At 67.8% G+C, this 21,023-nt stretch carries 16 protein-coding genes and 2 pseudogenes; 14 read left to right on the top strand and 4 right to left on the bottom strand.

Annotated features, from left to right (window positions below; all coding sequences use genetic code 11):
* Positions 1-89: 89 nt before the first annotated feature.
* The 5 genes and pseudogenes from DIE21_RS23550 to DIE21_RS23530 form a co-directional block, all read left to right on the top strand.
* Positions 90-489: pseudogene (locus DIE21_RS23550) on the top strand (tetratricopeptide repeat protein); the annotation flags it as partial.
* A 459-nt stretch (positions 490-948) separates the two neighbouring features.
* Positions 949-4,029, top strand: coding sequence for an ATP-binding protein (locus tag DIE21_RS23545; protein WP_124499972.1), 3,081 nt, complete (start codon positions 949-951; stop codon positions 4,027-4,029).
* A gap of 119 nt (positions 4,030-4,148) precedes the next feature.
* Positions 4,149-4,337, top strand: a complete 189-nt coding sequence (locus DIE21_RS23540) for a hypothetical protein (protein ID WP_124500022.1) — start codon at positions 4,149-4,151, stop codon at positions 4,335-4,337.
* A gap of 349 nt (positions 4,338-4,686) precedes the next feature.
* Entirely contained in the window at positions 4,687-5,346 is a 660-nt protein-coding gene (locus DIE21_RS23535; protein ID WP_124499971.1) for a response regulator, read from the top strand.
* An 81-nt stretch (positions 5,347-5,427) separates the two neighbouring features.
* A complete protein-coding gene (locus tag DIE21_RS23530) occupies positions 5,428-8,436 on the top strand; it encodes an ATP-binding protein (protein WP_124499970.1) in 3,009 nt (1,002 codons plus the stop codon).
* 354 nt (positions 8,437-8,790) lie between these two features.
* On the opposite strand, the gene DIE21_RS23525 is transcribed toward DIE21_RS23530, so the two are convergent.
* Complete coding sequence (locus tag DIE21_RS23525) at positions 8,791-9,807, bottom strand: 1-aminocyclopropane-1-carboxylate deaminase (protein ID WP_124499969.1); 1,017 nt, start codon at positions 9,805-9,807, stop codon at positions 8,791-8,793.
* 193 nt (positions 9,808-10,000) lie between these two features.
* Between DIE21_RS23525 and DIE21_RS23520 the strand changes: the two genes are divergently transcribed.
* Positions 10,001-10,501, top strand: coding sequence for an Lrp/AsnC family transcriptional regulator (locus DIE21_RS23520; protein WP_124499968.1), 501 nt, complete (start codon positions 10,001-10,003; stop codon positions 10,499-10,501).
* A gap of 354 nt (positions 10,502-10,855) precedes the next feature.
* Entirely contained in the window at positions 10,856-12,577 is a 1,722-nt protein-coding gene (poxB, locus tag DIE21_RS23515) for a ubiquinone-dependent pyruvate dehydrogenase (protein WP_124499967.1), read from the top strand.
* Between the two features lie 154 nt (positions 12,578-12,731).
* On the opposite strand, the pseudogene DIE21_RS23510 reads toward poxB, so the two are convergent.
* A pseudogene (locus DIE21_RS23510) lies at positions 12,732-13,580 on the bottom strand (LysR family transcriptional regulator); the annotation flags it as partial.
* A 250-nt stretch (positions 13,581-13,830) separates the two neighbouring features.
* On the opposite strand from DIE21_RS23510, the gene DIE21_RS23505 reads away from it, so the two are divergent.
* From DIE21_RS23505 to DIE21_RS23495, 3 genes are all read left to right on the top strand, one after another.
* The gene (locus DIE21_RS23505) at positions 13,831-14,421 is read left to right on the top strand and encodes a class I SAM-dependent methyltransferase (RefSeq protein ID WP_124499965.1); all 591 of its coding nucleotides are present in this window, start codon (positions 13,831-13,833) and stop codon (positions 14,419-14,421) included.
* Positions 14,422-14,655: 234 nt separating this feature from the next.
* Positions 14,656-15,021, top strand: a complete 366-nt coding sequence (locus DIE21_RS23500) for a hypothetical protein (RefSeq protein WP_124500021.1) — start codon at positions 14,656-14,658, stop codon at positions 15,019-15,021.
* A gap of 123 nt (positions 15,022-15,144) precedes the next feature.
* Positions 15,145-15,711, top strand: a complete 567-nt coding sequence (locus DIE21_RS23495) for a hypothetical protein (RefSeq protein WP_124499964.1) — start codon at positions 15,145-15,147, stop codon at positions 15,709-15,711.
* 30 nt (positions 15,712-15,741) lie between these two features.
* Here the strand turns inward: DIE21_RS23495 and DIE21_RS23490 are convergent, their stop codons facing one another.
* The gene (locus DIE21_RS23490) at positions 15,742-16,617 is read right to left on the bottom strand and encodes a LysR family transcriptional regulator (RefSeq protein ID WP_124499963.1); all 876 of its coding nucleotides are present in this window, start codon (positions 16,615-16,617) and stop codon (positions 15,742-15,744) included.
* A gap of 161 nt (positions 16,618-16,778) precedes the next feature.
* Between DIE21_RS23490 and DIE21_RS23485 the strand changes: the two genes are divergently transcribed.
* From DIE21_RS23485 to tam, 4 genes are all read left to right on the top strand, one after another.
* The gene (locus DIE21_RS23485; protein WP_124499962.1) at positions 16,779-18,107 is read left to right on the top strand and encodes a DUF3422 family protein; all 1,329 of its coding nucleotides are present in this window, start codon (positions 16,779-16,781) and stop codon (positions 18,105-18,107) included.
* A gap of 30 nt (positions 18,108-18,137) precedes the next feature.
* Positions 18,138-18,338 carry a hypothetical protein gene (locus DIE21_RS23480; protein WP_124499961.1) on the top strand — a complete coding sequence of 67 codons (201 nt, stop codon included), beginning with the start codon at positions 18,138-18,140 and terminating at the stop codon, positions 18,336-18,338.
* 273 nt (positions 18,339-18,611) lie between these two features.
* Positions 18,612-19,046 (top strand): GNAT family N-acetyltransferase, encoded by a 435-nt coding sequence (locus DIE21_RS23475; RefSeq protein ID WP_124499960.1) that lies wholly within the window; start codon positions 18,612-18,614, stop codon positions 19,044-19,046.
* 112 nt (positions 19,047-19,158) lie between these two features.
* Positions 19,159-19,944, top strand: coding sequence for a trans-aconitate 2-methyltransferase (gene tam, locus DIE21_RS23470; RefSeq protein WP_124499959.1), 786 nt, complete (start codon positions 19,159-19,161; stop codon positions 19,942-19,944).
* Positions 19,945-19,986: 42 nt separating this feature from the next.
* Here the strand turns inward: tam and DIE21_RS23465 are convergent, their stop codons facing one another.
* Positions 19,987-20,577, bottom strand: coding sequence for a GNAT family N-acetyltransferase (locus DIE21_RS23465; protein WP_124499958.1), 591 nt, complete (start codon positions 20,575-20,577; stop codon positions 19,987-19,989).
* Between the last annotated feature and the right edge of the window lie 446 nt (positions 20,578-21,023).

Below are 21,023 nucleotides of genomic sequence, written 5' to 3'. Positions count from 1 at the left end.
CGCAAACCGGGTACGCGCTCGCGGGGCGGGATAGCGCGGAGCAGTGCGGCGCAAATAGAAGTGTGGAAGCACAAATGGTTCGCCGTTGACTGGCGCCGGGGCTGCTGTTGCTGGCCGCGTGTGCGCAGGATCCGTCCATTACCAGCAAAACGGGTGATCTGCGGCGACACGGGTCGTTCCGATCACCCTAAAGATCAGGTGTCCTATCAAAAAAGGGGCGATTCGGAAGACCGCGAGGATCCGCGCATCGTGTCGCTGAAGCAGGCCGCGACGCGCCAGCCGAAGGCCGCCTACGACCTCGGGCTGCGTTATTTCCGCGGCGACGGCGTGCGCCAGGACAGCTATCAGGCACTCAAGTGGATGCGCGACGACGCCGAGCGCGGCGACCTGAACGCGCAGAAGGCGCTCGGCAGTTTCTACCTGTTCGGCCTCGAGGAGATGGGCTCCGATCCGCGCGAAGCGGACACGTGGCTGTCGATCGCGGCGGGAGGCCGGAAACCGCACGAGTTTCCAGTGCACGACGCTGAATCCGCTCACGCAGAACTGAGCGGACGCTGCCGACCCGGCGCGCATCGCGCGGGCCGGCCCTTGCCGGGCGTTCCGCGCGGGTCGAACCGCGTACCTCGGGTGCGCCGCATCGTCCGTGGATGCATCTCTTGCCGCCGGCCTGCCGACGGTATTGCATGTGCGCGCGCGGACCGTCAGCGGTCTCGTGACTTGTCCGACCGGACAGGGCGTCGCGTGCGATTCCGTCGCGAAGATTCGTTCGAGTTCAAAACAAGAATAAAAACAAATCAGACGTGTACTAAAAGGATAATGCACGACTGATTTCCGCAGTGTCGTTTGGCATGATCGGGATATCGCTATCCCCAATGTATCCATCGTGACGCCCCGCCCGGCAGGGAATTTGCCGCATGTTCCGCATCCCGGGCGCCGTCACGCCGAGTCATGTCATACAGCACGCTTCAGTCCATTCGCCGCTACCAGAGCATTTCGATGTTAGGGGGCGGCATCGTCGTCACGATCCTGATCCTGATCGCCTGCGGGCTCGGGATCACGTCGATCGTTTACGGCTATCTGGACGCCGAGCGGCGCAATTTCCTGAACGGCGTCGAGGAAGCCGTCGACGAGATGCAGGTGGCCGAGACGTCATTCCGCAACGGCGTCGCGAACACGCAGCTGATCTGGCGCGAAACGGGCGCCGCGCCCGCCGATGTCGTGAACGCCTTCTTCGCCAACGGTCAGCAGTTGGCGATCACGCCGTATCCATCGCTCGTGGTCGGCGTGCCGGGACAAACCGCGCAGCGCGACGAAGTCGCGCGCTACCTCGCGCTGTCGTTCCTGCTGTCGCGCATCTGCGCGGCGAGTTCGATCAATCGCGGGCGTACGCTGGAGGGCTATCACTACAGTACGCGTACCGGCCTGTTCGGCTTCGTGCCGCATCTGTCGCGCGACAATCCCGCGCTTGCGTCGGCGCGCGCGCGTGCCGACGTGCTCGCCGCGCTGCACGTCGATTTCGACGGCGCCGCGCGCGCCCCGGCCGACGGCCGGCCGAACGTGCGCTGGCTGCCGCCCTACGTCAACCCGGTGACGGGGCAGGTGCGCATCCGGATCGCCGCCGAGGCGCGCGCCGGCGGTCGGCCGTTCGCGGTGCTCGTCACCGAATACGCGCCGGAATACCTGCTGTCGTGGCTGCCCGGACGCGGTTTGGCCGGCACCTTCTTCGTCGTGTCGGCGGACAACCGGCTCATTGCGATCGACCCCGACGTCGAGCGGACCAACGCGCTGACCGAGCGCTTGCTGGGGCTCGACGTCGCGCACGGCGCTCGGCCGTCCGGCGAGCCGCTCTTTCGCGACGGCGCGATCGTGTTCCGCAGCCGGCTCGCCTCTACGGGCTGGACGATCGCGTACGCGCTGTCGTGGGCCGATGTGGCGGCCGCCATCGGCGTGCAGGCCGGCGCGCTCGCGGCGGCGACGCTCGTCGCGATCGCCGTGATGTGGCTGCTGCTCGTGCGTTTCCACCGGCGCGTGCTCGTGCCGGTCTATGCGCGTTCGGCGCGTGTGTTCGAGAGCGAGGCGCTGTGCCGCAGCGTGATCGCGATGGCACCGGTCGGGATCGGCCTCGTGTCGCTGTCCGATCGCCGCGTGATGCTCGCGAGCGACGTGCTGGCGCAGATGCTCGTGCCGCACGGCGGCGATCACCATGCGCTGACCGCGCAGGTGCTGGAGCAATACGACGCGTTCATCGCGAACGGCGGGGCGGGGCGGACGATGATGACCGAGCTCGTGCTCGATGCAGACGGCGCCGCGCCGTTGCATCTGGAGATCATCGCGCGCAGCGCGCGTTACCAGGGCGAGGACGTGCTGATCGCGGCTTTCGCCGACACGACCGCGCAGCGCCGGCTCGTGCATCAGCTCGAGGAAGCCGTGCGCGCGGCCGATTCGGCGAATGCGGCCAAGTCGTCGTTTCTCGCCGCGACGAGCCACGAGATTCGTACGCCGCTCAACGTGATCCTCGGCAACCTCGAACTGCTCGGGCGCACGGCGCTCGATGCGTCACAGCAGAGTCGCGTGCAGACGCTGCGCGCCTCGGCCGAGGGCCTGCTCGCGATCGTCAGCGACATCCTCGATTTCTCGAAGATCGAGGCCGGCGCGATGTCGGTCGAGTCGATCGAGTTCGACGTGATCGCCGTGATCGAGCGCGAACTGGCGGCGTTCGCGCCCGTCGCAAAGGCGAAAGGGTTGCCGCTGTTCGCCGATATCGATGCGAGCGGGGCGCAGCGCATGCGCGGCGATCCGACGCGGCTCGCGCAGGTGGTCGGCAACCTGCTGGGCAACGCGATCAAGTTCACCGGCGCAGGGCGCATCGTCGCGCGCGTGGCGGTGGGGCAGAACGCGCACGGGGCGCCCGAGCTCGCGATCGGCATCGAGGATACGGGCATCGGGATCGATCCCGCGCACCAGGCCAGGCTGTTCAAGCCGTTCTCGCAGGTCGACGCGTCGATCACGCGGCGCTACGGCGGCACGGGGCTCGGGCTCGCGCTGTGCGACCGGCTGGTCGCGGCGATGGGCGGGACGATTGCGGTCGACAGCGCACCGGGCATCGGCAGCCTGTTTAACGTGCGCGTGCCGCTGCGCATGGGCATTGCGCCGAAATCGCCGGCCGCTGCCGGCGCTGGCGACAGCCGGACGCTGATCGTCGTGTCGCCGGAGGACGCGTGGCGCGCGTTCGCGTTTCCGCATCTGCGTGCATGGGGTTTCGATGTCGCGATGCATCCGAGTCCGATCGGGATTGCCGCCGGGTGCCTCGCGCGTGCTCACGCGATCGTGCTCTTCGGCGATTCGGACCAGTGGCGGCGCGAGGAGCTCGACAGTCTCGGCGGCGGCGCGCCGGTCGTGCTCGCTACACCGGACGGTCCGCTGCAGCCGGACATCGCGGGCCGCACGATCCGCGTGTCGAGCTACTCGCTGAACGGGCTGCGCACGGCGATCGAGCACGCACGTGTCGCAACCGCCGAGCAGCGGCGCCCGCCGGCGGGCGTTGCCGGTGACGATCGACCTGCGGCGGCTTCCGGCGCGCGCGTGCCGCGCGTGCTGGTCGCCGACGATGCGTCGGTCAACGGGTCGATTTTTCGCGAGCAGCTCGACGTGCTCGGCTGTGCGGTCCGGTGCGTGTCGTCGGGCGGCGCCGCGCTCGATACGCTCGCGAACGGTGCGTGGGACGTGTTGCTGCTCGGCGCCGACCTGCCCGACATGTCGGCCGGCGAACTCGCGGAAGCCGTCCATGCGCGCACGCTGCCGTGCGACATGATCGTCGTGGCATCGCATCTGGCGCCCGACGACGCGCGACGTTACGCCGCATCGGACGTCGAGTGCGTGTTGACCAAGCCGGTGACGCTGGCCGACCTGCGTCGCGGTCTGGCGCGCATCGCGCGACAGCGCGGGATCGCGTTTCCTGCCGCCGCGGAGGGCGAACGGCCTGCGTCGAGCGCAATTGCGGCCACGGTGGCGCACTGGCCGGGACGATAAAAAAAGCGATGCCACGGCGGCATAGATCGCCGGCGTCAGAACGGGGAAGGCAGACACGCCGCATCGCACAGATGTCGCGTGATTTAGACTGAAGAAGGAAGGGTAAGGCCGTGCGCTATATGGGAAAGGTGTTCGGGCTGCTGCTTGGATTTGCGACGCTGCCGGAGAAATCCAGACGGGATTTCCTCACGAGGCTGAACGAATTCATGATGATGTCGCCGTCGCAGAAGCGGCGGGCCATCACCGAGTGGCAGCATGCCACGGACGACGGGGCGGGTGAACCGGACAAGTCCGTGGCCAAACGTTAGGCAGCGGCTCAGGCCGTTTCGCGGGACGGGATGGATCGACGGTGTCGGGAGCGCCGTCGATCGGGTGTGCGTGGGCGGCGGATCGCCGAACGTGTCTGCCGTCGCGACGCCGTGTCCGAGCCTGGCGGCCGGCGCGCCGGCGGTCGCGTGGAAGCGCGGCGCGCGCCGGTGCAAGCGGCCGCCCCGATTGCTCGAGGCGACGCAGAACCCGTCTATTATCTTAAAATTACGCTGCGCACCGCCCGGTTCGCTGGACATCGCAACGCGACCGTGTTGCGAGTTCGATTCGAATCCCGGCGCGTCGCACAACATGGCACGTCAGGCCGCGTGTATCGGGAGAAGAATAGAGATGGATGAATTTTTTGTGCGAGTGATGGTGGCGGACGATCATCCTTCGTCCGCACTCGGGATGTCGCAGGCACTCGCGGGCAGCAGCACGATCAAGCTGCTTGGCACTGTCTCGAATTCGACCGACCTGGTGGCGATGCTCGACGAGCAGCAGAGCGACGTGCTCGTCGTCGACTACGTGATGCCGGGCGGCAAGTATGGCGACGGTCTCGCGTTGTTGTCGTTTCTGCAGCGTCGCTATCCCGCGCTTCATCTCGTGACGATCACGATGATCGACAATCCGAGCGTGCTGCATGCGATTCAACGGCAGGGCGTCGGGTGCATCCTCAGCAAGTCCGACGCGATTTCGCATCTGGTCGGCGCGGTTCACGCAGCTTATGTCGGCGCGAATTATCTGTCTCCGTTCGTCAAGCAATTGCTGGAGGGCGCCGACACGTCGCCGGGCACGCGCGCGCTGACGGCCCGCGAAATCGAGGTCGTGCGACTTTACGGAGCCGGCCTGACGGTCGGCGAGATCGCTGTCCAGCTTCACCGGAGCAAGCAGACGATCAGCTCGCAGAAGTCGAGCGCGATGAAGAAGCTCGGCATCGTCCGCGACGCGGACCTGATCCGCTATGCGAGCGAGGGGCAACTGCCCGAATTGCCCGGGACCAATGCGTAGACGCGCAACCGGCGGGCGGTACCGAGTGACCCGGACGGCGCATGACGCCGTGCCGGCGCCGGGTCGACTTCGACGACACGTATGCCCACCAAACTGAAAGCACTGATTGCGCACGCCACCGCCGTCGCGGGCCGCAAGCCGTTCGAGCCAGGACGCGTGCGACGCCAGCAGCAATGGCTGCTATACGGGAGCGGCGTCGCGATCACGGTGTTCGTGCTGGTCTGCGCGGCACTGGTCGCGCGACTCGATCTGCAGGAGTCACTTGCGCAGTACCGTTCGGAGTTCCTGGTCCGCAAGGCCGACCTGCTGGCGGAGATGGAGGTGGTCAGGGCACTTCAGAACCGCTATGTCGAGAACCTCGAGCTGATAGCCCGGCACGGTCCGGCCGTATCGCCCGATACGCTCGGGCGGTTCGTCGACGATCGCGGCAGGCTGGTCGCCGTCGGCCAGGCGGGGCGCGTGGCGTTTGCCGCGTTCGCGGTCGCTTCGTCATCGCAACCGGCGAAGGCCTATGCGCCCTTGCTTGGCAGGCTGCTGGCGCAGGTCGACGTCACCGGCAGCATGCCGGTGCAACAGCCCGGCGATCCGGGAATGGGCGGGTATCTTGTCGATCCGGACGGCAATTTCGTCATCGTGACCGGGTATCCGCTGGTCAAGCAGGTGCTGGCGCTGCCTGCCGGCTTCGACATCAAGGCATTGATACGGCAATTGCAGCCGCCGCCCGATTTCGTATCGGCGGCGGCCGCATCGGATTACCGGAAGATCCTGCTGGACCGGCGCGAGGACCCGCTGGTCGGGCGCTCGGTGCTGCGGTTCGTGCAGGCGGTACGCGACCCGCAGGGCAAGCCGATCGCATGGTTCGCCGTGGTCACGCGACCGGCGATCGACGATTTTCTCCGTTCCTCGTCCGTCGGCAAGGATTACGCGCTGGTCAACCCGGACGCGCGGGTGCTGACCGGTCGCGAGGCCGATCCCGTGCTGACCGCCCGAGCGCTCGATTATGCGCATGCGGCCCGTGGCGAACGGGCGGTGGCCCATCGCGTCGGCATGAACATCGTCATCGGCGACCGGATGCCGGGGTTCCGCGAGGTGCTGACCGCGACGATCTCGTGGCGCAGCCTGTTCGATGACGTGGCCGTCCGCCTGGGTATTGCAGTCGGTCTCGCGCTGCTGGCGATCGGAACGGTGTGGTTCGCGATCGTCATGTTCGATCGACGCGCGCTGCGCCCGGCGAACCGTCGTGCAATCCGGCTGATCGAAAGCGAGGCGCTGAACCGCACGCTGATTCGCACGGCGCCGGCCGGGCTCATGCTGCTGTCGCTCGCCAACGGCGACACCATGGTGCGCAACGAGGCCGCGCAGGCCTACGACGACACCGGGACGGCGGCGTCGCTCGGCAAGCGCATCTGGCAGGCCTACCACCGCGGCATCGCGGGCGGGCGGGCACCGCGCGTCGTCACGCACGAGTTGTCGATCGACCTCGTCGACGGCGGCGCGACCTATCTCGCGGCGCATATCGTCCGTACCCGCTATCGCGGCGTCGATGTGTTGCTCTGTACGCTGACCGACATCACCGCGCGCAAGCAGATGGAGGACAAGCTGCGCGAGGCCCGACATGCGGCGGACGATGCGAACAAGGCCAAGTCGACGTTCCTTGCGACGATGAGCCACGAGATCCGCACGCCGCTGAACGCGATCGTCGGCAATCTGGAATTGATGGAGCGCGCGCCATTGCCGGCTGACGAGCGGCGGCGCCTTCAGACGGTGATGGCGTCGTCGGATGCGTTGCTGCGCGTGATCAACGACGTGCTCGATCTGTCGAAGGCCGAATCGAACCAGATGGTGCTGGAGGCCGTGCCGTTCGATCTGCGTGCGGTTCTGCGCGACGTCGCCGCGATCTTCCAGCCGCTTGCGGCGGCCAGGCACCTCGCGCTCGAATGCACGATCGAGCCGCAGGTGGCCGACGGTTATGTCGGCGACCCGACTCGCCTGCGCCAGATCGTGTCGAATCTCGTCAGCAACGCCATCAAGTTTACCGAGCGCGGCAGCGTGACGATCGAAGCGCGCCCGGCCGGCACCGCCGGTCAAGCATGTGGCGTCGAGGTGGTGGTGCGCGACACCGGTATCGGCATTGCGCCGGAGAGTCTGCCGACGTTGTTCGACGTGTATGTCCAGACCGATGCGTCGATCTACCGGCGCTTCGGCGGCACGGGGCTCGGGCTGCCGTTGTGCCGGCGCCTCGCGCGGCTGATGCACGGCGACCTGGCAGTCGAGACCCGGCCGGGCAAGGGCGCGACCTTCATTGTGTCGCTGCCGTTGCCCGGCGCCCCGCCCGGATGGCGCGCCGCGTTCGACGAAGCGGAATCCGGCGCATTGACGTTGCCGGCATGCGCGGACGACGAGACCCCGCTGCGCGTGCTCGTTGCGGAGGATCATCCCGCGAGCCGTGCGCTGTTGCGCGATCAGCTCGATGCGCTGCATTGTGACGCGACGCTCGTCGCGAACGGTGTCGAGGCGATGCGCGCGTTCTTCACGCAGCCGTTCGACGTGGTGCTGACCGATCTCGGCATGCCGGAACTCGACGGCTTCGCGCTCGCGAACTTCCTGCGCGAGCAGGGGGCGACGGTGCCCGTGATCGCGATGACTGCGCATGCGACCGAGGAGGATCGACGTCGCTGTGCGCAGGCGGGGGCGGTGGAAGTCGTGCTCAAGCCATTGTCGATCGATGCGCTCGAAGCGGTGTTGCGGCGCCACGGAGGACGCGGCGCGACGGCGTCGCATCCGGCCGATCGTGTCGACCGGCAGGTGCCGCTCATGACGGAAGAGATGCGCGATAAGTTGCGGACCGCGACGCTGCACTCGCTGGCGACGATCGATGCCGCATTGCTGCGCGGCGATGTCGCTTGCCTCAGCGGCGAGCTGCATTCGATGCGCGGTGGTTTCGCGCTGGCCGGCGACGCGGACTCGAGCGATGCATGCGCGAAAGGCGAGCACATGCTGGCCGCGGGCGGTCTCGATGCGCTGAAGCCGGCATGGCCGGAGATACGCGCGGCGATGGAGGCCGCGCTGTCGAGATTGTCCGGTATCTGAACCGAATGGCGCCGCGCTTGCCGATGCGGCGGCGGGGCATGCTCAGGACGGTCATGGCTGCCGCCCGGGCTGCTTGCGATACTGGCGCGGCGGAGTCGGCACGGCAAGCCTGGCCTTGCGATCCACGCGCGGCAGGCGTAGCCCGATGCACGGACGGCCGTCACGATGACGACCGTCCGTGCGATATCGAACGATATGTCGAGATCGACGCGTGCGTCGGCGATGCGCGCCGCGATGCCGATGAGGTACGGGTGAAGCAAGCCGGCAGCACCGAGCGCACGACGGGCGAGCGCGCCGGGAACGAATGCGAGCGCGAACGGCTCGAACGTGCGCCGGGCCGGCGTCGGCTTCACCTCACCCGTTGCGGAAGATTTCCGAGTAGGCGCTCAACGCAGGCACGCCGCCGAGATGCGCATAAAGCACCCGCGATCCCGGCTCGAATTCCCCGCGACGCACCTTGTCGATCATCCCGTGCATCGATTTCCCTTCGTAGACGGGATCGGTCAGCACGCCTTCCAGTCGTGCACACAAGCGAATCGCTTCCAGCGTTCCATCGTTCGGCAGTCCGTATTCCGGCCCTGCGTAGCGCGTGTCGAGCACCACGTCCTGCTCGTCGATCGCGCGCCCGAGCCCGACCAGTTCGGCCGTGTGCCGTGCGATGCGCGTGATCTGTTCATGTGTGCGCTCCGGCGCCGCCGACGCGTCGATGCCGATCACGCGATTCGCGCGTCCGTCGGCCGCGAAGCCGACGACCATCCCCGCCTGCGTGCTGCCCGTGACCGAGCAGACCACGACGTAATCGAACTTGAAGCCGAGCTGCGCTTCCTGTTCGCGCACTTCTTCCGCGAAGCCGACGAACCCGAGTCCGCCGAGCGGATGCTCGGAGCAGCCGGCCGGAATCGGATACGGCTTGCCGCCCGCCTGCCGCACGCTCTCCATTGCTTCTTCCCAGCTGCGGCGAATGCCGATGTCGAAGCCGTCGGCAACGAGCCGCACGTCGGCGCCCATCATGCGTGACAGCTGGATGTTCCCGACGCGGTCGTACACCGGATCCTCGTAGTTGACCCAGTGTTCCTGCACGAGCACGCATTTCATCCCGAGATGCGCGGCGACGGCCGCGACCTGGCGGGTCTGGTTCGACTGCACGCCGCCGATCGACACGAGCGTGTCGGCCCCCTGCGCGAGCGCGTCGGGGATCAGGTATTCGAGCTTGCGTGTCTTGTTGCCGCCGAACGCGAGGCCGCTGTTGCAGTCCTCGCGCTTCGCATACAGCTCGACTTTGCCGCCGAGATGCGCGCTCAGGCGCTTGAGCGGCTGGATCGGCGTCGGGCCGAACGTGAGCGGATAACGGGGGAAACGTTGCAGGTTCATCAGGGTTTGCTCCGAAAGGCAGTGGGCGGGAATTCGAATCGGTCGGGTGCGGCCGACACACCGTGTCCCGATGGAAAAATGATAGGCAGGATCTCGCGAAATGAGCTTGCGAAATAAATGATGAAAACCTACGTTATCGATGAGTTTTGAATGGAGTGGATAATTCTGGTTCGTTAAACAGACAGGAGACGCAATGAAATTAGATCGCGGAAACGTAGCGCCGGCCGATGCCGTGCCGGCACTCGATCGCATCGACCGCGCGATCCTCAGGCAGTTGCAGCAGGACGCGTCGATCTCGAACGTGAGCCTCGCGGCGAAGGTGAAGCTGAGCGCGCCGGCGTGCCTGCGGCGGGTCGAACGGCTGAAGGAAATGGGGCTGATCCGCGGCATCGTCGCGCTGCTCGACCCGAAGCCGCTCGGTGCCGGGATGCTGGTCGTGATCGGCTTCGTGCTCGATCGTTCGACGCCGGAGGCATTCGCCGCATTCGAGAAGGCCGCGCAGAAAGTGTCGGGGTGCGTCGAATGCCACGTGGTGACCGGCGAATTCGACTATTTCATGCTGGTGCGCACGCGCGACAACGAAAGCTTCAACCGGCTGCATGCCGAACAACTGCTGTACCTGCCCGGTGTGCGGCAGGTGCGCTCGTTCATGGTGCTCAAGGAGATCCTGTCGACGCATGTGCTGCCGGTGTAGCGCTTGGTGATGTCGGCGGCAGGACTCGCACGCGTCGATCACGACGAGCCGGCGTCCGAGCGAGGCCGATCGCTTGGTTGGCCGCCGGCGCGGGCGCCCACGAAACGGTGACGCTTGCCCGCCATCGCGGAACGGGACGAACGGCAGCGCAATCGGTCACGGCTTACGGCTTACGGCTTACGGCTCACGGCTCACGGCTCACGGCTCACGGCTCACGGCCGCGTGGGCGCGATGCGCGTTCATCGTCACGACGTCGCTCGGCACGATCGCGTATGCTCGTCCCGTCATCGGCGAAGGCGGCGGCCGCCGAAGCCGGATCAATCGTGTGACGACCGATCAACGAGCGAGGGCATCATGGCAAGACAGACGATGGCGGAATACCTGGCGAAGACGCTGGCGGCAGCGGGCATCGAACGCATCTGGGGCGTGACGGGCGACAGCCTGAACGGGCTGTCGTTCAGCCTCGGCCAGATCGGCTCGATCCGCTGGATGCATACGCGGCACGAGGAAAGCGCCGCGTTCGCGGCCGGCGCGGATGCCGCGTCGACCGGGCGGCTCGCAGTGTGCGCGGGCAGCTGCGGCCCCGGCAACCTGCACCTGATCAACGGGCTGTACGACTGCCACCGCAATCATCAGCCGGTGCTCGCGATCGCCGCGCACATTCCGTCGACCGAGATCGGCCTCGGCTACTTCCAGGAAACTCATCCGCAGGAACTGTTCCGCGAGTGCAGCCATTTCGCGGAACTCGTGACCAATGCGTCGCAGTTCCCGCGCGTGCTCGCGCGCGCGATGCGCACCGCGATCGAAGAGCGCGGCGTCGCGGTGATCGTGCTGCCCGGCGACATCGCGCTCGGCGACGGCCCGGAAGAAGCGCCGGCGTGGACCGAATCGGCGCCGCCGTCGATCCTGCCGGCCGACGCCGATCTCGACCGGCTCGCGGCGCTGCTCAACGAATCGGACGCGGTCACGCTGCTGTGCGGCAGCGGCACGCAGGGCGCGCACGACGAAGTGGTCGCGCTGGCCGACACGCTCGGCGCGCCGGTCGTGCACGCGCTGCGCGGCAAGCAGTTCGTCGAATGGGACAACCCGTTCGACGTCGGGATGACGGGGCTGATCGGCTTCAGCTCGGGCTATCACGCGATGGAATCGTGCGACACGCTGCTGATGCTCGGCACGGACTTCCCGTACCGGCCGTTCTATCCGGCCAACGCGAAGGTCGCGCAGATCGACTGGAAGGGCTCGCAGCTCGGCCATCGCGCGCCGCTCGCGCTCGGGCTCGTCGGCACCGTGAAGGAAACGATCGCGGCGCTGCTGCCGCGCCTCACGCGCAAGACGCAGCGGCGCTTCCTCGAGAACGCGCTGAAGCACTACGCGGCCGCGCGCAAGGGGCTCGACGATCTCGCGGTGGCCGAGCCGCCGGGCCGCGCGATCCATCCGCAATACCTGACGAAGATCGTCGACGAAGTCGCGGCCGACGACGCGATCTTCACGGCCGACGTCGGCACGCCGACGCTGTGGGCCGCACGCTACCTGACGATGAACGGCAAGCGCCAGCTGCACGGCTCGTTCAATCACGGTTCGATGGCGAACGCGATGCCGCAGGCGCTCGGCGCGCAGGGCGCGCATCCGGGGCGGCAGGTCGTGTCGCTGTCGGGCGACGGCGGCCTGTCGATGCTGCTCGGCGATCTGCTGAGCGCGCGCCAGCTCAACCTGCCGATCAAGATCGTCGTCTACAACAACAGCCTGCTCGGCTTCGTGTCGATGGAGCTGAAGGCGGCCGGCTATCTCGACACGAACGTCGACCTGAGCCCGACCGACTTCGCGGCGATCGCGAAAGGCGCGGGGATCTTCAGCGTGCGCGTCGAGCATTCGGAGAACGTCGAGCACGCGCTGCGCACCGCGTTCGCGCACGACGGGCCGGCGCTCGTCGACGTCGTCACGTCGAAATACGAGCTCGCGATGCCGCCGAAGATCGAGATCGCGCATGCGAAGGGGTTCAGCCTGTTCATGTTGCGCGCGATCCTGAGCGGACGCGGCGACGAGATCGTCGAGCTGGCGCGGACCAACCTGCGGTGAGATGGCGGTGCGGCGCGGGTGACGGACCCGCGGCCGCGGCGGCCGGTATGCATGGCGTCGGCCCGTGATCCGGCCCGGCCGGTGTCGAAGGCCGGGCACGCAACGGTGAGCGAACGGGCCCCGACTGCATGTCGCCGCGCGCGTTCGCGAATCGTCAGTCGGGCGATGCCGCGCCGCCGGCGGACGCCCATTCGCGCACGGCCTCCACGAACAGCCGCAGTGCGGCCGGCGGATGCCGGTTCGCCGGATAGTAGAGGCACAGGTTGTCGAATGTCTGTTCCCATTCGGGCAGCACGCGCACCAGCCGGCCGTCCGCCAGGTGCTCGGCGACCCGCGATTGCGTGACCCACGCGATGCCGATGCCGGCGAGCGCCGCGTCGACCATCAGGTTCAGGCTGCCGAGCGTCACCGGTCCGTCGACGTCGACGCTGACGCGCTTGCCGCCGCGCATCAGGTCCCATCGATGGAGTGCGCCGCTTTCGAAGCGGAACCGGAGGCACCGATGGCGCGTGAGGTCCTGCGGGCCGTCCGGCGCCGGGTGTCGCGCCAGGTAGTCGGGGGATGCCACCGCGACGAAGCGGACCGCGTCGTCGAACCGCACGGCGATCATGTCGCGCGGCACGTCCTCGTGCACGCGAATGCCCGCATCGAAGCCGTGTTCGACGATGTCGATCAGCCGCGAATCGACGACGAATTCCACATGAATGTCCGGATAGCGCGTGACGAAACCGGGCAGCACATGCCGGATCAGCGGGCGCGACGCGGATTCCGACGCGCTGATCCGGATCTGGCCGGACGGCCGGTTGCGGGCGGTCGCGGCGTCGTTGATCGCGTCCTCGAGATCGGCGACCGCGGGCCGCACGCGCAGCAGCAACTGTTCGCCGGCCTCGGTCAATGCCACCGAGCGCGTCGTGCGGTTGAACAGGCGCACGCCGAGCCGCGCCTCGAGATGGCGGATCGCATGGCTCAACGCCGACGGCGACACGCCGAGGATGCGGGCCGCGCAGCTTCAGCAGCGCGTCGACCGCTGATCGGGCATGCGGCGGCGGCACGCCCGCACCGGCGACGCAATCAGGGACAATCTTCACGTCGCCTTAAGTTTGCATTTCCTAGAATCGATTGATCGTCGCTTTGCCGCGGCGGACCGATTTGTCCAGGAGAATGCACGTGAAAGAGCCCCGAGTCGCCGTAGCCCCGTTTCCTGCAGTCATCGGCACGTCGAAGCTGAACGCGCAAGCGCGCAAGGTCGGCCGATGACCTGGCCGAACGCGTTGCGTGTCTCGGCACTGTTCGTGCGCGAGTGGGTCGGCCGCCCGGCCGCGGTGGGCGCGTTGTGCCCGAGTTCGCGGCAGCTGGCGCGCGAGATGGCCGATGCGGTGCCGGACGGCGACGGGCTCGTCGTCGAACTCGGCGGCGGCACCGGCGCGATCACCGCCGCGTTGCTCGAGCGCGGCGTCGCGCCGCGGCGCCTCGTCGTGGTCGAGCGGTCGCCGGCGTTCGTGCAGCACCTGCGACGACGTTTTCCCGGTATCTCGATCGTGTCGGGCGACGCGCGGCAGCTCGAGCGGCTGCTGCCGCCCGACGCGCGGGTCGACGCGATCGTGTCGTGCCTGCCGCTGCGCACGCTGCCGCGCGAGGACGTGACGGCGATCGTCGATCAGTGCCAGCGCGTGCTGTCGCTCGACGGTGTGGTGATCCAGTTCACCTACGACCTGCGATCGCCCGACCGTCATCCGCTGCGCGATCCGGCATTTGTTGCCGGCGCCAGCCGGATCGTGTGGGCAAATATTCCGCCTGCCCGCATCGTGACGATGCGCAGGGCCGCCATCGGAGAGGTGGCGTGATGCCCGCGTGATACCGCGCTTCCGGACGCCGGGCGTCGAGGTGGCGCACAGTGTATCGGCGCGGCGCGGGCCGTTGTCCTGTCAGCGTTGACGGGGCGCCGGCAGCGCCATCAGGCACGCTACGTGCCGGCATGCCGTTTTTTGCACTGCAATACCGATTTTTTGCACGGTATTTATGCGGCGCCTTCTAAGCTCGGGATGTGTCCAACAGCCGGGACGCCCGCCGTCCTCGCCATGACCTTCATCCATCCCGTCCCCGCATTCGACGCCGCCGGCCGCCAGCTGCGCGCCGGCGCCCACGGCACCGTCATTCCGTTTCCGCCGCCGCGCCCGCGCCTGCAGTTGCCCGTCACGCTGACGGCCGATACCGGCGCGCTCGCGCACGCCCGGCTCGCGGCGCTGCTGCATTCGCCGCTCGGCGTGTATGTGGTCAGCGCGCGCACCGTGCGCGACGTGATCCACGTGCAATTCGACATCGCGCCCGAAGACCTGGATTTCACGCTGCACATGCTGATCGCGCAGCAGACCGATGCCGTGATCGGCCCCGTCGCGCGCCGTTTGCACGTCGGCGCACCGGTTTGCCCGGCCCGGGAACGCTGATTGCTCGTACCCGTATCAGATTCGCCGTCGTTTCGCCGGTCGCCGTGCCGTCCGTCGGCCGGTCGCGGCGGACGTTCGCGCGCCGCGTCGTACGCGGCGCCGGCCCTTCGACAGGGAGGATCCATGTACCTCACGGAAAAAGTGCACACCGTGCGTCCGGCGAGCGGCCGCCTGCGCGCGGTGACGCTGCCGTCGGGCGGACAGCTTGCCCGGCAGTTGCTGGTGACGGTTCGCACGGCAGACGTGCTGCTGCGCCAGGCGATCCGGGTGCCGGATCGCCATCACTGGTCGGTCGACATCGAACGCGTCGACGCGGCCGGCGGCCCGCTGGCCGCCTGGGATTCGCACGTGACGCTGCGCATCGCGAAGGCGTTCGCGCCGTCGGTCGATGCGAACACGCGCGCCGGCGATCCCGATCAGGTTGCGGTCGACATCCGGCTGTTTCTTCCCGAGCAGGCGTATCTGGGCGAGCAGCGCGTCGGCATCTTCGGCCGGCGGCACGGCAACCGGTTCGGCGCGACGCTGTCGGTGACGGCCGGGTCGCAGTGGGGCGGCCGGCGCAACGAATGCATTCCGCCCAACGGGCGGCACGTGCACGGTAACACGCTGGAAGCGCTCGTCGACACGGTGGCTGGCATCGTCAACGCGGCCATGCTCGCGGCCGGTCATCCGCGCCCAGGCGGTGCGTGACGACGCGGCCGGCGCGCGCCTGACCGTGGTTCAGACGTCGCTGGTCTGGCCGGTTTGCCGTTGCAGATCTTCCATCAGTTGTTCCGCGAGAAAGTCGCATGGCGGGCGCTTCGATTTCGTGCTGCGCGCGAGGATCAGCTCGAGCGGCGGCAGATCGGGCAGCCCGTGCGCGCGGCCGAGCATCGACAGTTGCGCCGGAATCGCGCAGCGCGCGAGCGGCGCGACCGCGAGGCCGGCCTCGACCATGCTGAGCAGCCCGAGCAGGCTGGGGCTTTCATATGACGTGCGGTACGGCACCTTCGCGCGTTCGAGGCTGCGGATCGCGTTCTCGCGCGCGACGCTGCCCGGCATGAACACCGCGATCGGCAACGGCCGCTCTTCCCACACGCGCGGCCCGTTCGTCATCGCGGCCCACGCCATCGGCTCGTGGCGGATGAAGTCGCCCGACAGCCCCTTGATGCGCGTGCCGCACACGAGATCGACGGTGCCGTCCTTGATCAGCGGCGCGAGCGCGCTGCTCGGCAGCCCCATCACCTGGATCTCGACCTTCGGGTAGGTCGCCGAGAACTTCTTCAGCACCGACGGCAGCAGCGACGACGCATAGTCGTCCGGCACGCCGATGACCACCTTGCCGGTCACTTCCGGCCGCACCACGGCCGCCCACGCCTCGTCGCGCAGCGCCAGCATTCGTCTGGCGAATCCGAGCAGCACCTCGCCTTCGCGCGTCAGCACGATGCTGCGCGGCTTGCGCACGAACAGCGGCCGGCCGATCGCATCCTCGAGGCTCTTGATCTGCATGCTCACGGCCGACTGCGAGCGGTTCACCGCTTCGGCGGCGCGGGTCATGTTGCCGGTTTCCGCGACGGCGACGACGGTGGCCAGCACGTCGTGATCGAGCATCTTCATGGGTATCAGGAAAACTGAACGTAACGATCAGCATTATGCGTTTTTATTGTTGCTGTGTGTCTGCCATAGTGCGATCACGCTGGCGTTGTGCCCGAGGGCGACGCGGCGGCCAGGCCGGCTGAACCGGCGTGCAGGACTGAACAGGGAAGAGTGGTGTACCGATGATGGATCATCCGTTACGCGCCGCACTGGCCGCGGAATTGCATGCCCGGCCGTTCCTGCGGCTCGCCGAAGCCGTGTCGCTCACGCATTACGCGATCTACACGGACGGCCAGCCCGACATCCACGAAACGCTGCTGCATGCGCTGTGCCGCGACACCGGCATCGCCGTGCCGCAGGACGGCGCGACCCACTACGCGGTGCAGTCGCCGTGCGGCTGGCATCTGAAGTGGGAACGCCACACCGAATTCTCGACCTTCACGTTCGTCGCGCCGCGTCGCGACACCGGCTATTTCGACGATCTCGCGATCGAAGGGATCCCGGCCGCCTGGTTCGCGCGGCTCGCGGGCATCCGCTTCGTCGCGGTGCGCATGGAGTTGCTGTCGGGCGACGCCGCGCGGCTCGTGTGCGGCGACCTGCGCCGCTGGATCGATGGGCCCGCGCTCGTCGGCAGCAGCGTGCTCGGCGGCGGCAAGGTGTTCTGCGACTGGCACGTGCGCGACGACGGCTTCATGCGCTTTCTCGTCGTCGACGAGGATTTCCGCGAGGAGCAGGGCGGCCGCCTGCTGCAGCGCCTGTATGAAATCGAGACGTACCGGATGATGGCGCTGCTTGCGTTGCCGGTCGCGCGGCGGATGAGCCGCGAGCTCGACGAGATCCACGCGGCGCTGCATGCGCTGATGCAGCGGATGGACGCGAGCGGCGCCGAAGGCGACGACGCGGCCCTGCTCGTGAAGCTCACGCATCTCGCGGTGCGGGTCGAGGCGCTGTCGGGGTCCGGCGGCCGCTTCAGCGCGTCGCGTGCATACGAAAAGCTCGTGCTGGCGCGCATCCAGGAACTGCGCGAGGAGCGCATCGAAGGAATGCCGACGATCGCGGAATTCATGGAGCGGCGCTTCGCGCCGGCGATGGAAACCTGCCGCAGCGTGTGGGCGCGTCACGAGCAGATCGCCGCGCGGATCGCGCGAGCGGTCGACCTGCTGCGCACGCGCGTGAATCTCGCGCAGGAAAAGGACGTGACGCGCCTGCTGGCCGGCATGGAGCGCACCGCGCGCAACCAGCTTCATCTGCAGCACGCGGTCGAAGGGCTGTCGGTGGCAGCCATTTCGTACTACGTGCTGTCGCTCGCGACCGCGGCGTTCAAGGCGCTGCACGTGATGAACCTGCCGGTCGATCCCGAGCTGGCGGAAGGCCTGCTGATCGCGCCGGTCGTGTTCGCGGTGATTCACATCACGCGACGCACGCGCGCGCAGCTCGCGCGGTCGGAGGCCGCGCACGACGGCGCGCCCGTGCCAACCGTCCATGCGGCCACGTTGAAGCAGTCCAATTAGAACATCGACGACATATAAAAAGGAGTGGAGATGACTTTTACGCAAACGCAACCCGGGTTTTTCACTGGCCTCGATGCATTCGACGAACCGGTGTGGGATCAAGCCGGCGCGCCGGAAGAGGCGCACGTGACGTCGTATCAGGCCGTGCTGCAGGAGCCGATGACGTCGCTCGTCGGCAGCACGATCGATCGGCCGGATGTCGCGGCGGTGGCGATTCTTGGGTACAACTGACGCGGGATCGTTTCGCGTCGATTCAACGTCACGCAGGCGTTCCGGTCGATTCGTTTATCGGACGTCCGATGGGCAGATTGTGTCGCATGCGTGGCCGGGGTTCGGAGCCGGCCTGCGTCTGTATGCCCGTCGAGGAATCCGGTCGGCGTGGCTTGTGCCACGCCCGACCATTGATTCCGCCCGCCAGTATTCAGCCGGACGCGCTATAGTCGTGCGACGCCCGCTGCAGACGCTCCACATGTCCGGCGGCCCGTTCACGCACGCCTTCAATTCATGACCGCGCATCCCACCGTTGCTCTTCGGCTGACCGACACCGAACAGCCGGCCGCCCGCGACTTCATCAGCCGCAAGCTCGGCGAATTCAACCACGCGATGACGGGCCGCGCCGATACGGCGGCGCTCGACGTCTACGTGACCGATCCCGCGACCGGCGAGGTATTGGGCGGCCTCACCGGCCGGACGTCGCTCGGCCTGTTCTTCATCGATCTCTTCTACCTGCCGGAACCGCTGCGTGGCGGCGGCTTCGGCAGCAGGCTGCTGCGCGAGGCCGAAGCGGAGGCGAAGCGGCGCGGCTGCGCCCGCGCGGTGCTGTACACGATTACGTTCCAGGCGCCGGACTTTTACCGGAAGCACGGCTACGAGGCATTCGGCGAAGTGCCGTGCGAGCCCGAAGGGACGGCACGCGTGTTCATGGTCAAGACGCTTTGAGCACCTTGCCTGCCGTCACCGCCCCGGCGTCGCGCGCTCGACGATCATGTCGTACAGCGCCTGCGCCGCGGGTGACAACTGTGCGGCCTTGCGCTTGACCAGGAGGCATACCGTGACGACCCCACTCGATCAATACGCGAAACAGTACGCGCGATTCGAAGACGAACGCACGCGGCCCGTCCGCGACCTGCTGGCCGCGGTGCCCGATACGCCGATCCATACCGCGATCGACATCGGCTGCGGGCCCGGCAATTCGACCGAGGCGCTGATCGCGCGCGCACCGGACGCGACGGTCCGCGGCATCGACGCGTCGCCGGACATGATCGCGGCCGCGCGCAAGCGCCTGCCCGCGCTGCGTTTCGATCTCGCGGATGTTTCCACCTGGGACGATCCGGGCGGCTATGACCTGATCCTGTCGAACGCGGTGCTGCAGTGGGTGCCCGCGCACGATACGCTGTTCCCGTCACTCGTCGGCCGGCTCGCGCCGCGCGGCCATCTCGCGGTGCAGATGCCCGACAACCTCGACGAACCCGCCCACCGGCTGATGCGCGAAGTCGCCGCGGCCGGGCCGTGGGCGGACAAGCTGAAGAGCGCGGCGCGCACCGAGCGGTTCGACGCGCGGTACTACCATGCGCTGCTGTCGCCGTCGTGTTCGCGGGTCGATGTCTGGCGCACGACGTACTACCATCCGTTGAGCGGCGGCGTCGATGCGGTCGTCGAATGGTTCAAGGGCAGCGCGCTGCGGCCGTTCCTCGCGGCACTGGACGACAGCGAACGCGACGCGTTCGTCGCGCGCTATCGCGATGCGCTCGCCGGTCCGGATGGTTATCCGGTGTTCGAGGACGGCACCGTGCTGCTGCCGTTCCCGCGGCTGTTCATCGTCGCGACGCGGAAGTAACGCAGCAGCAAGGCCGGCGTCGAGGCGGCAGGCTGTCGCGGGTCAGGGCAGCGGCCGCATCGATTCCGGATCGACCGTCCGGCTCTTCGCGGTCTGCCCGTCTCGCAGATCCTTGTACCAGAAGAGGGCGACTTCGCCGTCGTTCGCGCCGTCGGCGTACAGGAAGCGGTCGTGGCCGCCCACGACGAAGCCCGCGCGGGCGTACGTGCAGCAGGCCGCGACATTGTTCGCCTGCGTTTCCAGCCGCATGAAGCCGAATCCGCGGCTGCGTGCCCACGCTTCCGCGGCCGCCAGCAGGAACTGGCCGATCCCTTGCCGCCGGCAAGCGCGATCGACCGCGAGTTCCGCGATCTCGGCCATTCCGTTCCAGCTTTCGGTGATCGCGACGAAGCCCGCGAGACGCCCGCCCGCGGTCGCGCGGAACAGCGCGGTGCCGCCGGACGCTTCGCGCGCCCAGCCGGCCGGGTCGAAGCCGTAGTCCTTGCGCCGCACGGGCAGCGCGCGCAAATCGAGCAGATCCTGGTACGGCGCATTCAGCTCCCACGCGATCTCGAACGAAAAGTCGCATCCGTTCAGTTCGTCGGCGGGCAGATCGACCGCCTGTTCGATGCTGATGTGCTCGGCTCGGTCCATGTGTCGGTATCCTGTCTTCAGCGGGATGGCCTGGTATTCCCCCGGACGAGCGCCCGCCGCCCGCGGCGAGCCGGATCGCGCCCGTTCCTCTCTTGAATCGCTGCGCTCGCACAATGCTTCCCCCGCGGCGCCGTTCAACGCCCGATTATGCGGGATATCGGCGCAGAACCGGCCGAGCCTGGGCCGGCGGTGCGGGATCGCGGATCGCGGCGATGCCGCTCATTCGCCGGAGCGCTGTTGCACCTCGAAGCGCCATGCAACCGCGCAACGCGCCGGCACGGAACGCGATATATTCGGCGGTGCATATCGAAACGATGATCGACCGCACCGACACACATTCACCAGCACGGGAGCACCATCTTGAATTCGACGCACCGGGAAGCCGTCGGCGAAGAGGTCATCCGGAACATCGTGCTGTCCTGACGCGAGGCGTCGCACCGGGCGTG

Source organism: Burkholderia sp. Bp9140 (assembly GCF_003853425.1).
Taxonomy (GTDB): domain Bacteria; phylum Pseudomonadota; class Gammaproteobacteria; order Burkholderiales; family Burkholderiaceae; genus Burkholderia.
This window is presented reverse-complemented; position numbering and strand designations above follow the sequence as displayed.

Excerpts from the sequence above, each read along its gene's own strand:
- DIE21_RS23475 (WP_124499960.1), top strand. The coding sequence starts at position 18,612 with ATGACCGCGCATCCCACCGTTGCTCTTCGGCTGACCGACACCGAACAG.
- DIE21_RS23465 (WP_124499958.1), bottom strand. The coding sequence starts at position 20,577 with ATGGACCGAGCCGAGCACATCAGCATCGAACAGGCGGTCGATCTGCCC.
- DIE21_RS23505 (WP_124499965.1), top strand. The coding sequence starts at position 13,831 with ATGACCTGGCCGAACGCGTTGCGTGTCTCGGCACTGTTCGTGCGCGAG.
- poxB (WP_124499967.1), top strand. The coding sequence starts at position 10,856 with ATGGCAAGACAGACGATGGCGGAATACCTGGCGAAGACGCTGGCGGCA.
- DIE21_RS23540 (WP_124500022.1), top strand. The coding sequence starts at position 4,149 with ATGGGAAAGGTGTTCGGGCTGCTGCTTGGATTTGCGACGCTGCCGGAG.
- DIE21_RS23545 (WP_124499972.1), top strand. The coding sequence starts at position 949 with ATGTCATACAGCACGCTTCAGTCCATTCGCCGCTACCAGAGCATTTCG.
- DIE21_RS23485 (WP_124499962.1), top strand. The coding sequence starts at position 16,779 with ATGATGGATCATCCGTTACGCGCCGCACTGGCCGCGGAATTGCATGCC.
- DIE21_RS23535 (WP_124499971.1), top strand. The coding sequence starts at position 4,687 with ATGGATGAATTTTTTGTGCGAGTGATGGTGGCGGACGATCATCCTTCG.
- DIE21_RS23490 (WP_124499963.1), bottom strand. The coding sequence starts at position 16,617 with ATGAAGATGCTCGATCACGACGTGCTGGCCACCGTCGTCGCCGTCGCG.
- DIE21_RS23495 (WP_124499964.1), top strand. The coding sequence starts at position 15,145 with ATGTACCTCACGGAAAAAGTGCACACCGTGCGTCCGGCGAGCGGCCGC.
- DIE21_RS23500 (WP_124500021.1), top strand. The coding sequence starts at position 14,656 with ATGACCTTCATCCATCCCGTCCCCGCATTCGACGCCGCCGGCCGCCAG.
- DIE21_RS23525 (WP_124499969.1), bottom strand. The coding sequence starts at position 9,807 with ATGAACCTGCAACGTTTCCCCCGTTATCCGCTCACGTTCGGCCCGACG.
- DIE21_RS23480 (WP_124499961.1), top strand. The coding sequence starts at position 18,138 with ATGACTTTTACGCAAACGCAACCCGGGTTTTTCACTGGCCTCGATGCA.
- DIE21_RS23520 (WP_124499968.1), top strand. The coding sequence starts at position 10,001 with ATGAAATTAGATCGCGGAAACGTAGCGCCGGCCGATGCCGTGCCGGCA.
- DIE21_RS23530 (WP_124499970.1), top strand. The coding sequence starts at position 5,428 with ATGCCCACCAAACTGAAAGCACTGATTGCGCACGCCACCGCCGTCGCG.